This is a genomic window from Flavobacterium sp. GCM10023249, from assembly GCF_042653365.1.
Lineage (GTDB): Bacteria > Bacteroidota > Bacteroidia > Flavobacteriales > Flavobacteriaceae > Flavobacterium.
Map to the genome: position 1 here is coordinate 410935 of NZ_JBHSHZ010000009.1, position 13838 is coordinate 424772.

General features: G+C 37.2%; 10 protein-coding genes and 1 tRNA gene. 6 read left to right on the forward strand and 5 right to left on the reverse strand.

Annotated elements, in window-relative coordinates; translation table 11 throughout:
- Positions 1–27 precede the first annotated feature (27 nt).
- Both ACFO7M_RS08500 and proS read right to left on the reverse strand, forming a co-directional pair.
- Positions 28–99, reverse strand: a tRNA-Glu gene (locus ACFO7M_RS08500).
- Between the two features lie 120 nt (positions 100–219).
- Positions 220–1698 (reverse strand): proline--tRNA ligase, encoded by a 1479-nt coding sequence (gene proS / locus ACFO7M_RS08505; protein ID WP_379735117.1) that lies wholly within the window; start codon positions 1696–1698, stop codon positions 220–222.
- Positions 1699–1797: 99 nt separating this feature from the next.
- On the opposite strand from proS, the gene ACFO7M_RS08510 reads away from it, so the two are divergent.
- From ACFO7M_RS08510 to ACFO7M_RS08525, 4 genes are all read left to right on the forward strand, one after another.
- Positions 1798–2775, forward strand: a complete 978-nt coding sequence (locus ACFO7M_RS08510) for a hypothetical protein (RefSeq protein ID WP_379714100.1) — start codon at positions 1798–1800, stop codon at positions 2773–2775.
- Positions 2776–2850: 75 nt separating this feature from the next.
- Positions 2851–4365 carry an OmpP1/FadL family transporter gene (locus ACFO7M_RS08515; protein WP_379735119.1) on the forward strand — a complete coding sequence of 505 codons (1515 nt, stop codon included), beginning with the start codon at positions 2851–2853 and terminating at the stop codon, positions 4363–4365.
- A 138-nt stretch (positions 4366–4503) separates the two neighbouring features.
- Positions 4504–5808: a 30S ribosomal protein S12 methylthiotransferase RimO gene (gene rimO, locus ACFO7M_RS08520; RefSeq protein WP_379714105.1), complete on the forward strand. Its 1305-nt coding sequence runs from the start codon at positions 4504–4506 to the stop codon at positions 5806–5808.
- Between the two features lie 87 nt (positions 5809–5895).
- Positions 5896–6825, forward strand: coding sequence for a C1 family peptidase (locus ACFO7M_RS08525; protein WP_379735121.1), 930 nt, complete (start codon positions 5896–5898; stop codon positions 6823–6825).
- Positions 6826–6910: 85 nt separating this feature from the next.
- Here ACFO7M_RS08525 and ACFO7M_RS08530 read toward each other — a convergent pair whose 3' ends face one another.
- A complete protein-coding gene (locus tag ACFO7M_RS08530; RefSeq protein WP_379714111.1) occupies positions 6911–7315 on the reverse strand; it encodes a DUF1573 domain-containing protein in 405 nt (134 codons plus the stop codon).
- 166 nt (positions 7316–7481) lie between these two features.
- Between ACFO7M_RS08530 and ACFO7M_RS08535 the strand changes: the two genes are divergently transcribed.
- On the forward strand, positions 7482–8741 hold the full coding sequence (locus ACFO7M_RS08535; RefSeq protein WP_379714113.1) for a sensor histidine kinase: 1260 nt from the start codon (positions 7482–7484) through the stop codon (positions 8739–8741).
- On the forward strand, positions 8741–9430 hold the full coding sequence (locus ACFO7M_RS08540) for a response regulator transcription factor (RefSeq protein WP_379714116.1): 690 nt from the start codon (positions 8741–8743) through the stop codon (positions 9428–9430). The genes ACFO7M_RS08535 and ACFO7M_RS08540 overlap by 1 nt, the downstream gene beginning before the upstream one ends.
- 11 nt (positions 9431–9441) lie before the next feature.
- Here ACFO7M_RS08540 and ACFO7M_RS08545 read toward each other — a convergent pair whose 3' ends face one another.
- Both ACFO7M_RS08545 and ACFO7M_RS08550 read right to left on the reverse strand, forming a co-directional pair.
- Positions 9442–11550 (reverse strand): ATP-binding protein, encoded by a 2109-nt coding sequence (locus ACFO7M_RS08545; protein WP_379735123.1) that lies wholly within the window; start codon positions 11548–11550, stop codon positions 9442–9444.
- Positions 11551–11645: 95 nt separating this feature from the next.
- Positions 11646–13838, reverse strand: a complete 2193-nt coding sequence (locus ACFO7M_RS08550) for a B12-binding domain-containing radical SAM protein (RefSeq protein ID WP_379735125.1) — start codon at positions 13836–13838, stop codon at positions 11646–11648.

The window sequence follows — 13838 nt, forward strand, 5'->3', positions numbered from 1 at the left end:
ATTATTAATTTCAATATTTCAAAAAAGTAGCCCGTAAGGGAATCGAACCCTTCTTACCAGGATGAAAACCTGGCGTCCTAACCGATAGACGAACGGGCCATTTACTTACTCTGATTCTCATGTCGAGCGCTCATTTCTGTAATGCGAGTGCAAAGATATACACATTTTTTATTTCTGCAATAGCTCTCGCAATTTTTTTTAATATTTTTTTTCTTAATTTTAGTAAGCCTTTGCAAATAAGACTCTTCCGTTTGAAGATTTTCCTGTCAAAACACAAGTGCCAGACTCTTCTTTTCGATCCAAAGGAATACAACGAATCGTTGCTTTGGTCAAATCTTTAATTTTTTCTTCTGTTTCAGCTGTTCCATCCCAGTGCGCAGATACAAATCCACCCTTACCTTCTAAAACCTCTTTAAACTCTTCAAAGGTGTTTACTTCTGTAACATGCGAATTTCTATACTCAAACGCTTTTGTATATAAACTCTTCTGGATTTCCTCTAATAAATCACTTATATAGGCAGTTGCATCATTAGCAGCAATTACTTCTTTCGATAATGTATCACGACGAGCAACTTCAAAAGTTCCGTTTTCTAAATCCTTCGGACCAATTGCTATACGCACTGGAACACCTTTCAACTCCCATTCAGCAAATTTAAACCCTGGCTTCTGCGTCGTTCTATTATCAAACTTAACAGAAATACCCATTTTTCTGAATTTTGTCTGCAAATCGTTCGCAACCGCCGAAATCTTATCCAATTCCTCATCCGATTTAAAGATCGGAACAATAACCACCTGAATTGGCGCTAAATTTGGAGGCAACACTAATCCGTTATCATCAGAATGCGTCATTACCAAAGCACCCATTAAACGAGTTGAAACTCCCCATGAGGTTCCCCAAACATATTCTTGTTTTCCTTCCTGGTTCGCAAATTTAACTTCAAAAGCTTTTGCAAAATTCTGACCTAAGAAATGCGATGTGCCGGCTTGTAAAGCTTTTCCATCCTGCATTAATGCTTCTATACAGTACGTTTCATCTGCTCCTGCAAAACGCTCTGTTTCTGTCTTCACTCCTTTTACTACCGGAATAGCCATAAAGTTTTCAACGAAATCAGCATACACATTCATCATTTGCACTGTTTCATCCAACGCTTCCTGTCTAGTAGCATGCGCTGTATGACCTTCTTGCCATAAAAACTCAGCTGTACGCAAAAACAAACGAGTACGCATTTCCCAACGCACAACATTCGCCCATTGATTGATTAACAATGGTAAATCTCTATACGATTGCACCCAGTTTTTATAAGTACTCCAAATAATAGCTTCACTGGTTGGACGAACAATTAATTCTTCTTCTAGTTTCGCATTGGGGTCAACCATTAATTTTCCAGGCTTCGATTCATCATTTTTCAAACGATAATGCGTCACAATGGCACACTCTTTTGCAAAACCTTCTGCATTTTTTTCTTCCGCCTCAAACATGCTTTTAGGAACAAATAATGGAAAATAAGCATTACTGTGTCCTGTTTCTTTAAACATCCTATCCAATTCTGCCTGCATTTTTTCCCAGATTGCATACCCATAGGGCTTAATTACCATACAACCTCTTACACCAGAATTCTCGGCTAAATCAGCCTTGACAACTAGTTCGTTATACCATTTGGAGTAATCTTCTGCACGCTTCGTTAAGTTCTTGCTCATATTGAATAGTTTGGCACAAAAATTGTGAAATGTTAAATATTATAATTATTCGACAAAACTAACTATTTTTGAGTTGTCCAACAATAAATTTTCAAGATTATGAAAGCAAAATACTTTTCGATTAATGGTCTAATTGTTAAATCCATTGTTGGATTGTTGGTTTTAACAACAGTCTCTTGTGGTTCATACAAAAATGTATCGTACTACGAAAACGATGGCATTTACGGAAGCGAAAAAAGAGAGACCGTAACAAGCACCTCTGAAACTCCTCGAACCTCTCAGGATGACTCCAATAAAAAATACAAAGAATATTTTGGCTCCAACGCCAACAATTATAGTATTGAATCATCAGATGTATTCACAGATGTAGAAAGCTACTCCACAGAAAACGACACTACCGAAGTAAAAAAACAAGTTAGCTACGCCAGCTGGGGAGACAATACCGACCACATCACTGTTAATGTTTATGAAAGCAATTGGGGATGGGGCAACAATTGGGGATGGAATAACTACTATTGGGGCTACAGACCATGGAGAAATTACTGGGGCTGGAACTCTTATTGGTGCGATCCATATTGGGGCGGATACGCTTTCTACGGTCCTTCTTACTGGAACGGATGGTATAGCCCATATTACTACGGAGGATACGGCTATGGCTACTACGGAAATGGCTACTACGGCAGAAACTATGCCTACAATGGAGGAAGAAGAACAGTTGCCTATGGAGACAGAACAAACGACAGATACAGTAATCGTTACACAGGAGACAGAAGATCTTCTTACAACAGCCAAGGATACTCTTCGAATCCGAGATCAGCTACTACTTTACCGAGAAGAAGAAACTTTGATAGTCCGTCATCGAACGGGACTATAGGAAATGGAAATACTTCAATTCCAAGACCTAGATCAACTCCTAGACCATCTTCTCCAAGAAATGAAGATTCACCAAGAAGCTCTTCACCAAGAACATATGATTCTCCAAGAAGCTACGATTCTCCTCGTTCATCAGGCGGAGGTAGTTATAGCGGAGGCGGTAGTTCCGGTGGCGGCGGAGGCAGAAGCGGAGGTCGCAGATAACAACATTTTACTCAACAAACCTATACAAAGATTCTGTGACAACTTTTTTGTGTGGGTTTTTTAATGAAATAGAATATGAAAAACTATATATCACTTTTAAGCCTAATCTTGGCAACTACTTCAATGCAGTCTCAAGATATAAATGACGCATTACGATACTCTCAAACAGAATCTCTAGGTACTGCTAGATTCAGAGCACTAAGCGGCGCCTTTGGTGCACTCGGAGGAGATTTATCTGCAATTAACATAAATCCAGCCAGTTCTGTAATCTTCAACAACAACCAAGTTGCATTTACTCTTGGCAATTACAACACTAAAAACAATTCGAATTATTTCGGAACAAAAAGCAGTGACAGCAATAGCTCCATTGATTTAAATCAAGCTGGTGGTGTTTTTGTATTCGAAAACAACAATGAAAGTGAATGGAAAAAATTTGCATTTTCATTGAATTATGAAAACCAAAACAATTTCGATAATTCATTATTCATCAGTGGTACAAACCCCAATAATTCAATTGATGATTACTTTTTAAATTATGCCAACGGAATTCAATTAGGAGTTTTACAAAATTTCAACTTCGAAGAATTATCCTTTCGCGAGCAACAAGCCTATTTAGGCTATAACGCTTATATAATTGACCCAATACCTTTAGTTACCGACCCTACCAACTACAACAATCCGAACATCACTCAATACAGCTCAGCAGTGATTCCCGGTGATTTCTACCATGAAAATTCAGTAGAAACTACAGGTTACAATGGAAAATTAGCATTCAATGCATCTGCAAATTATCAAGACCGATTAATGATTGGTATTAATCTAAACTCTCATTTTTCTGATTATGTTAGATCTTCTCAATTTTTTGAAAGCAATGATAACAATACATCAACTGATAATTATGTAAAAAGAATATATTTCGACAATTACCTACACACTTACGGTAATGGCTTTTCATTTCAAATAGGAGCAATTCTAAAGTTGGGCGACCAATTCAGAGTTGGTGCTACTTATGAATCACCAACTTGGCACAAACTCACCGATGAATTATCTCAAAGTGTAGTTGCAGTAAGCGGTAATAACACCAGTGAATTAGCTGCAGATATTGTAGATCCAAATATCACTATGGTTTTTGCTCCTTACAAAATCCAAACTCCTGGTAAATTAACAGGAAGTGCCGCATTCATATTCGGAAAACAAGGTTTCATCAGCGTTGATTATAGCAGCAAAGACTACAGTACCATGCGTTTAAAACCCGAGAGTGACTACACCAATGACAACAACCAAATTGATGAGACATTCACCACTTCAAATGAATTGCGAATTGGCGGCGAATATAAAATTGAAAAATGGAGTCTTCGTGCCGGATTTCGTTCCGAAACAAGTCCATACAAAGATGAAAATATTATGGGCGACTTAAAAGGGTATTCTGGTGGTTTAGGCTATAACTTTGGAGGCACTAAGCTTGATTTTGCTTATTCAACATCCGAAAGAGACTATGGTCACCAAATATTTACAACTGGTTTAGTTGACAGAGCCAAAACAACGCTAAAAAACAACAACGTAACAGTTACCCTTTCATTCGAATTGTAATTCAACACATTAAAAACATAAAAGCCCACAAAATTGTGGGCTTTTTTAGTACAAAATACTATTAAATTACGTGTTCAGCGTCCAAATGTTTCGCCACTTGAAATAAATATTGTAATTTTGCGCTCCTAAATTAAAGCAATGAGAACCAAATCGTTAAAGAAAAACAAGATTAATGTTATTACACTGGGTTGTTCTAAAAATGTTTATGACAGCGAAGTCCTAATGGGGCAATTAAAAGCCAACGGAAAAGATGTAGCACACGAACAGGAAGGAAATATCGTCGTAATAAACACATGTGGTTTTATCAATAATGCCAAAGAAGAATCGGTAAATACGATTCTAGAATATGTTGACAAAAAACAACAAGGCATTGTAGATAAGGTTTTCGTTACCGGCTGTTTATCTGAAAGATACAGACCTGACTTAGAAGCAGAGATCCCTAATGTTGACCAATATTTTGGAACTACAGACTTGCCTTTATTATTAAAAGCATTAGGCGCCGATTATAAGCATGAATTATTAGGCGAACGCTTAACTACTACTCCGAAAAACTATGCATATTTAAAGATTGCCGAAGGATGCGACCGTCCATGCAGTTTCTGTGCAATTCCAATCATGCGTGGAAAACACGTTTCTCAACCTATTGAAAAATTAGTTAAAGAGGCAGAAGGTTTAGCAGCTGATGGCGTGAAAGAATTGATCTTAATTGCTCAAGATTTAACCTATTACGGTTTGGATTTGTACAAAAAACGTAATTTGGCCGAGTTATTGGAAAACTTAGTAAAAGTTGAAGGCATTGAATGGATTCGTTTACACTATGCCTTCCCTACCGGTTTCCCGATGGATGTTTTGGAGTTAATGAAAAACGAGCCAAAAATCTGTAATTACATTGATATCCCTTTACAACATATTTCTGACAACATTTTAAAATCAATGCGTCGCGGAACTACTTATGCAAAAACGACGCAATTATTAAAAGATTTCCGCGCTGCCGTTCCTGGAATGGCAATTCGTACGACTTTAATCGTGGGTTACCCTGGTGAAACCGAAGAGGATTTCCAAATTCTAAAAAACTGGGTAGAAGAAATGCGTTTCGAACGTTTAGGCTGTTTTGCTTATTCTCACGAAGAAAATACGCATGCTTACTCTTTAGAAGACGATGTTCCTGAAGATGTAAAACAAGCTCGTGCTACTGAAATCATGGAAATTCAAGCCCAAATTTCATGGGATTTGAATCAGGAAAAAATCGGACAGACTTTCCGTTGTATTATCGACAGAAAAGAAGGACAATATTTTGTAGGTAGAACCGAATTTGACAGCCCAGATGTAGATAACGAAGTATTGATAGACGCTTCAAAGCATTACTTGAAAACTGGTGATTTTGCCATGATCAAAATTTTTGATGCTACAGAATTCGACTTATACGGCGAGCCTGCAAACTAAATAAACCTTTTTAAGAATTTTATTTTTGTAGTAAAAAACTGTATTTTTTTCATTAATTTTATTTAAGACAAACTTAAATAACTACAAATGAAAACTTTACTAACTTTACTATTAGTTCCCATTTGGGCTAATTCACAGCAAAACACCCTTCAATCGCCTGACAAATTATTTAGCGCAACCATTCATTGGAATTCGCAATCTGCAGTAAAAAACCAAGGACAAAGAAATACTTGTAGTGCTTTTGGTGTTGCTGCTGCATTGGAAACTTTTGATGGAGTACCCAAAGATTTAAGCGAAAAATACCTATATGGCATCCAAAAAGCGAATGATTTCGTGAATGGTAAACAAACCACTCAAGGTCAGTTTCTTGCTTATTATCCTAATGCTTTACTAAATGATGGAGCGATTAAGGAATCACAATTGCCCTATGATCCAAATGCCGCTCAAAAATGGCAGGAAACAGACAGTGAACTAACTAAATCCTTATTTGAAGGCGGAATTGGTTATATGACACTTTCTTTAAAATACAAAAAAAAGGCCAAAGTATTTCTTAAAGACTATGAATACTTGGATTTTAAAGCCTCCAAAAATACTGATTACCTAAAATTTCTTCTTAAAAACGGAATCAAAGCGATACCCGTAAGTTATGAACTATATGTACCTGCATGGAATGCCTATCCTTCTAGAAATTTCAACACCATAACACCTGATCCTGGCTACAGTGTAATTAGTCTTACAGGTCAAGAAATGCCGTTTTCTGCCCTTCAAAAATTATCTTCAACAGATTTGGCAGATCAAATAATTAATGGTGAAGTAAAGATTATACGAAATGATCGATTACCCAATCAATACGCAGGACATGTGGTGACCATTATTGGATATGATGACCAAGGCTTTATAATTAAAAATTCTTGGGGAACCAATTGGAGATGGTCTGGCTATGAAAGAGTTAGTTTTGATTTTCACAAACTCTTTGCATACGAAGCACTAGTCATTAAAAGTGTTCGATTCAAATAGAACGATAACAACCAATTTGTACCAATAAAAAACTCCAAAACAATGATGCTTTGGAGTTTTCCGCTTAATTAACCCTATAAATTTATTATATCACAGTTCCTTTGAAAGACAAAACCTTCGGAGCCTCCTCCGCATTGGTTGTCACGGTCACTGTTTTTGTAAATACTCCTTTTGCAGCAGCATTATAAGTAGCTTTTATTGTTGCCTTTTTTCCCGATGCAACAGGTTCTTTAGTATAATCTGTAGCTGTACATCCGCAAGATGCTTTTACATTTGTAATAACTACTGGTGTTTTGCCAGTGTTGGTAAATTCGAATTCAATCGTTACGGGCTTCCCTTGTGGAATTTGTCCCAAATCAATTACTTCGCTTTTCCATTTAACCGAAGTTCCATCAACGACTTTAACGATGGTTTCGTGTTGCAGTGTTTCTGCTGTAAAAGACATCAAACCAAAAGTTAATGCCAAAAGAGAGATTTTAATTACTTTCATACTGTCTATATTTAAGTTAGGTAGTTGTTTTACTAGTTTTGTTTACTCAAAAGTAGTCCAATAAATTACACCCTCTTGTTAAGCAGTTTCAAATGTTTGTTAATGACTTGTTAACAGAGAAATCAAGTCTTTTTTTTCAGTAATATTACATCACGAATTCCTTGCTGTGAAAACAAAAAAACTAAATACGATTATCGTCTTGGGGCTGGTGGCAACTACCGGTATTCTGATTGCACAATTGCTTTGGACCAAAGAAGCGTTTACTATTGAAGAAAAAAAATTCTCCCAAAAAGCCCACATTGCACTATTGAATGTAGTTGAACATCTTTATGAAGGAACCAACCATGAAGTTCCAGCCAATAACCCTGTAAAAAAAGTAGCCAACGATTACTACATTGTGAATGTTGACAACGATTTTGAACCCGAAATACTAGAACATTATCTTAAAGTAGAATTTGGAAAAATTGGTATTACTACTGATTTCGAATATGCCATGTACAATTGCCAAAGTGACGAAATGGTATATGGAAACTATATCTCTTTCTCTAATAAAACACCCAAAAAAACTTCCATTCACTTTCCAAAGCATAAAAACCTAATTTATTATTTCGCGGTACGATTTCCCAATGAGACTTCCTATTTATTTAATTCATTGCGTTTTTGGTTTGTACTATCATTTGCCTTAGTCATTATTTTGGTCGTATACGTCTACTCTATTTACACGATAATCCAACAGAAAAAATATTCCGAATTGCAACGTGATTTCATCAATAACATGACACACGAATTCAAAACACCACTCTCCTCTATTCTGATTGCTTCTAATTATTTGCATCAACAGGAAAGTATTAAAAAGGATCCGAAGTTAGAGAAATACAGCAAAATCATTATCGATCAAACACACAAACTGAACCACCACATTGAAAAAGTACTCAATGTGGCGAAGTCCGACAATTCAGCATTGGTATTAGACAAACAACAAACTGCAATTGTTCCGATACTCAAATCCGTTATTGACAATATCCAATTAAAATATCCTGAAACTTCTATTACGATTAACACCAACAGCGACAACTATATGATTGAAGCTGATCCGTTTCATTTCACCAACCTTGTATACAACCTTATCGATAATTCTATAAAATATTGTGAGTGTGAACCCGAGATTGCTATTTTCCTATCGGAAGACAACAAACAATTAAAAATGGAATTTGTGGACAACGGTATTGGCGTTGCCAACAAAAACATTTCGTTTATCTTTGATAAATTTTACCGAATTCCGAGTACGAAAAGTAATGAAGTGAGTGGCTTCGGGTTAGGATTGTATTATGTAAAGAAAATATGCACCCAACATCAGTGGAAAATTACTGCTAAGAACAATACTGAAAAAGGCATCACTATCACTATTTTAATTCCGAATAAATAATGACAAAAATTAAAATATTATATGCAGAGGACGATGAAACATTAGGTTTTTTAACCAAAGACAATTTGGAACAAAACCAGTATGATGTAACTCATGCAACTGATGGTTTAGAAGCATTACACGCTTTCCAAACGGATGTATTCGACATTTGTATTTTTGACATTATGATGCCTAAATTAGATGGATTTGAACTAGCTGAAACCATTCGAAAATCCAATACCGATATACCTATTATTTTTCTTTCTGCGAAAACTTTAAAAGAAGATCGCATCAAGGGTTTGCGTTTGGGCGCTGATGATTATTTGGTGAAACCCTTTAGTATTGAAGAACTATTATTGAAAATTGAAATTTTTCTAAAACGTTCCTCTAAAAACACTTCGGTTGAAAAATCTACCTATACGCTGGGAAAATACCAGTTTGACAGTAAAAACTATTTTGTGGTTTCAGAAAGTGAAAAAATAACTTTGACCCAACGGGAAGCCGAACTTCTCAAATTATTTCTTGACAACAAGAATGTGGTTTTAAAAAGAGAAGAAATACTCAAATCACTTTGGGGTGATGACGATTATTTCATGGGTAGAAGTTTGGATGTATTCATATCCCGACTGCGAAAAATTGTGGCGTCTGAAGACGGTATTGCCATTGAAAATCTTCACGGTATTGGATTTCGATTTACGACAAGCCAATAATCAAATTGTTTTTAGTTCAGAATTAAAATCAACAAATCGTATAACTTTTCTTTATCTAACGGTTTGGTGATGTAGGCATCAAATCCAAAGTTTTTTATTTTTTCAATTTCTTCAGAAGAAGAAAAAGCGGTTTGTGCGATTACTGGCAATTTCGGATTTATTTCTTTCACCTTTTCAAAGGCATCATATCCACTCAATCCAGGCATCTTAATATCCATCAAAACCAAGTTGATTTCACTATCATGCAGCTTACACATTTCGATAGCTTCCACTCCGTCTTTCGCTCGAATCACAGTATAATGCTTCATTTTGAGTAATTTTTCAATCAACAAGAAATTGATATTATCGTCTTCGGCGACAAGAATCGTAGCCATTTTATCTGAAACGGAATCTTTTTCAGTCTCTTTTGTTTTAAATTTTCTGGTAGTATCCGTATCAACAACCAGCGGAACATTGAATTTGAAGGTAGAACCTTCTCCCAATTCTGAAACCAATTTGATATCGCCGCCCAATAAATGCACATAGGCTTTGGAAATAGCCAATCCCAAACCTAAACCACCTACTTTGATGGAATAATCGCTATCCACTCTACGGAAGCGATCAAAGATGAAAGGCTGATTTTCCTCATCGATACCTAATCCCGAATCTTTTACAAAGAAATGAATTTGCGAATCATCGGTACTTTTATTGTAACCAAATTCAACGAAACCGGAATCGGTAAACTTAATGGCATTGGTAATCAAGTTGATTAAAACCTGTTTCAGTTTGATTTCATCGATTAAAATTCTTCCTGAAACCGGGTTATTCGATGGCACCAAGCGGAAGTCGATATCCTTATCTTTCGAGATAGTGATTGCGATGGATTTGTACAATTCATTCATACACGACTCCAGATTAAGGCTCGAAATATTCGGTTTCACCTGTTTGGCATCAATTTTTGACATTTCAATTAAATCGTCGATAATGGAGACTAGATTGGTACCACTCTTATTGATGATCTTGATATAATTTTGCTTCTCGGCTTCTTCAATCTCTTTTTCTTTAAGCAATTCGGAAAAACCAATGATGGCATTCATCGGCGTTCTAATTTCGTGTGACAAATTAGTCAAGAAAGCCGTTTTCAGCTGATCACTTTCTTCGGCTTTGGCTTTGGCCTTTTCCAGTTGTTTTCTTTGTGAAAAAGCCTCTTCAAACAAAGCACCAATTTTACTGAACTCACCGGGAGACGATTTTAATTTTTTCATTGCCTTCTTACTTCCGGTTTCCAGAATTTGAGTGGTAAGCGACAAAGGTCTGGACACCCATCGTTGCAGAAACATCGTACAAACAATTAAAAACAAGATAAAAGAAAGCATAATGACAGTCAAAATCTTTTCGGTATCATTAAAATTCATGTAGAACTTTCGTTTAAAGACGATATTGGTCACTTTTTCACCATCCCAAGAATACAAAGCGTGAAACCCTTGAATGTAATCATCATAGAATAACTTTTCATTTTTAGCGTCGGTAAAAAAGACATCAGCGGTACTAATTTGTTCCAGACGTTTGATGTATTCTTGGTCCAAGAGGCGCACCATTACGAAATAGCCTTCGGGTTTCGTTTTGTTCTTATTCGGGTCGTTGGATGGGTGAATGGTAGCCATAAAAACTTCGGCATATCCTTCTGGGATTTTGGTATAAAAAGTAATAATCTTCTTTTTATACACTTCATTTAGAAGTTCTTTGGTAACAAAATTTATGGGTTGTTTGATTTCATTGGTATACTTATAGCCCAATTTATTGCCTTTCAAATCGTAGACAGCCAGGTATTCGACAAAATACATATCGATGGCGCTGGCGATGGTATTGTCAAACCATTTTGGATCTTGGTGTTTGATGTATTTGACCAATTCGTCCCAGTAGGTAATATCAATGATTGTAGAAACGTGCGATTCCGAATTCAGTTTCATTAAAGAGTTCACCTCATCATTCAACTGATTTTGGGTCATTGAATAGACTTCATCTTCCTGTTTGAGAGTATAATAAAAAAGGTAGAGAAACAACAGTATAAATGCGATACTTGAAACAAAAATCAACAGAAGTAACTTCGAATAAATTGAAATTTTGTCGATTTTTTTCATATATATAGTGATTGGTACCTATAAACTTAGTGAAATTAAAACTATTTAACAAAAAATACCAGAATAAACACTTCCGATTAATGAAAACGAAAGTCTTACAATACTAAGAGATTGCTTTCTTTCAAAGTTTGCATAGGTTTTGAGAACCAAAACAATTCGAAATCATCGAAACCCTTATTTTCATAATCTGCTTTGATTTCTTGGAAGGTATTTTTCTTATCGTTGGTTACTGCAATTTTTTCCAGAAGCGAAGATAACCACTCCCCTTTTTCCTTTTCGACTGTGATATCGAACGTTTCCCTTTTGTCGTGAAAGGTAAGTTGCATCATTTCCCAGGAATTTCCTTTCTTCGATTTTGTAAACACTTCGGAAGCGGGATATCCACCGAGCCAAACGATTTTAGCATTGGGTTTGGTTTGCAGCTGATTTTCCTCCTGTAAGCAATCGTAGATAAAATCGGGATTGATTGTAGTGGCAGGAATTTTGAAATCGAACCAATCCTGAAGCGGATAGTCGAAACAAATACCGTGCATATAGTTGAATAACGATTTTTTCAGACCGAAGCTAAACTTATCATGATTGATTCCGGTTTTGTCTTTGAATTGAATATCGTTATTAGCGAAAGTGATTTCATTTATTTGCGGTGTCACACCGAATTCTTCCGGGTTCATACCCACGGGGCTGTGAGCCGTCATGGCGAACTGGTGCCAGAAACCCGATTGCAAGATCCCCAGTTCGAACATTTGGCGTACCATTTCCAAGCTATCGATCGTTTCCTGAACAGTTTGCGTTGGATAACCATACATTAGATACGCATGCACCATGATGCCCGCTTCGGTGAAGTTGCGTGTTACTTTCGCTACTTGTTCAACGGTTACCCCTTTCTTAATCAGTTCCAACAAACGATCGGAAGCCACTTCGAGTCCGCCCGAGACAGCGATACAACCGGACGCTTTGAGTAACACACACAAATCGGAGGTAAAACTCTTTTCAAAGCGAATGTTTGTCCACCATGTGACAGTAAGATTTCTTCTTAGGATTTCCAAAGCCACTTCGCGCATTAACGCAGGCGGTGCCGCTTCGTCTACAAAATGGAAGCCGTTTTCGCCGGTTTGCGCGATGAGTTCCTCCATTCGATCCACTAAAGTTTTGGCGTGAATAGGTTCGTAGACTTTAATATAATCAAGAGAGATATCGCAGAACGTACATTTTCCCCAATAGCAACCGTGCGCCATGGTTAGTTTGTTCCATCGGCCATCACTCCAGAGGCTGTGCATAGGATTGGCGATTTCGATAACAGAAATGTAGTTCTCCAGCTGTAAATCAGAATAATCCGGTGTACCCACTTCACTTTGTTTGTAATCGTGGCGGGTGGTATTGTTTTTATAGACCACTTCTCCGTTTTCCAGAAGAAACGTCCTTTTGAATTCGGTTGCCTCCGCATTGGTACAACTTTCGATCAGTAATTCGACAGGCAATTCGCCATCATCGAGCGTGATAAAGTCGAAGAACTCAAAAACGCGTGCATCTTTGAGGTCGCGCAATTCCGTGTTTGGAAAACCGCCACCCATAGACACTTTGATTGTTGGATAGTTTTGTTTGATGAACTGCGCACAACGGAAGGCACTGTAGAGATTACCCGGGAACGGAACAGAAAAGCACACCAATTGAGGCAATTCTGTTTGTTGCAGTTGCGAATCCAGAAGATGCAGTGTAATGGCATCGATAAAAGTAGGATCGGTTTGCAGGTAGTCGTACAATTCATCGAACGAGTTGGCACTTCGGCCGAGACGTTCGGCGTAGCGACTAAAACCGAAGTTATCATCGACCCCTTCTACGATAAAATCAGAAAGATCCTCGAGGTATAACGTTGCCAAGTGTTTTGCTTTATCTTGCATACCCATCGAGCCAAAAGCCCAGTCCATATCGTCCAATTGTGCGAAGCGAGAAGCTTCGGGAAGGAAATTTCCGGAACAGATTTGGCGAGCCAATGTTGGGTTTTTTCCTTGCAAGAATTCGATGACCGAATCGATGGTTTTGATATACTCGTTTTGTAGTGCCAGGATACGTTCTGCGTTGGGTGACAGTTCGATTTCCTCATCGGCTACAAGTTCAAAAACAGTAGTTAGTCCCTCTTTGGAAAACAATTCCAGGATCACTTCAATACCCAAATCCATTTGAAACGAACTTATGGATTTCGTATTGAGAAAACCTTTCAAGTAAGCCGTTGCGGGATACGGTGTATTCAGCTGTGTAAAAGGCGGAGTGATAAGAAGGGTACTGTACAT

Coding starts and splice junctions, on each gene's coding strand:
- ACFO7M_RS08510 (WP_379714100.1), top strand. CDS start 1,798: ATGAAAGCAAAATACTTTTCGATTAATGGTCTAATTGTTAAATCCATT.
- ACFO7M_RS08550 (WP_379735125.1), bottom strand. CDS start 13,838: ATGTACAGTACCCTTCTTATCACTCCGCCTTTTACACAGCTGAATACA.
- rimO (WP_379714105.1), top strand. CDS start 4,504: ATGAGAACCAAATCGTTAAAGAAAAACAAGATTAATGTTATTACACTG.
- ACFO7M_RS08530 (WP_379714111.1), bottom strand. CDS start 7,315: ATGAAAGTAATTAAAATCTCTCTTTTGGCATTAACTTTTGGTTTGATG.
- ACFO7M_RS08540 (WP_379714116.1), top strand. CDS start 8,741: ATGACAAAAATTAAAATATTATATGCAGAGGACGATGAAACATTAGGT.
- proS (WP_379735117.1), bottom strand. CDS start 1,698: ATGAGCAAGAACTTAACGAAGCGTGCAGAAGATTACTCCAAATGGTAT.
- ACFO7M_RS08525 (WP_379735121.1), top strand. CDS start 5,896: ATGAAAACTTTACTAACTTTACTATTAGTTCCCATTTGGGCTAATTCA.
- ACFO7M_RS08545 (WP_379735123.1), bottom strand. CDS start 11,550: ATGAAAAAAATCGACAAAATTTCAATTTATTCGAAGTTACTTCTGTTG.
- ACFO7M_RS08515 (WP_379735119.1), top strand. CDS start 2,851: ATGAAAAACTATATATCACTTTTAAGCCTAATCTTGGCAACTACTTCA.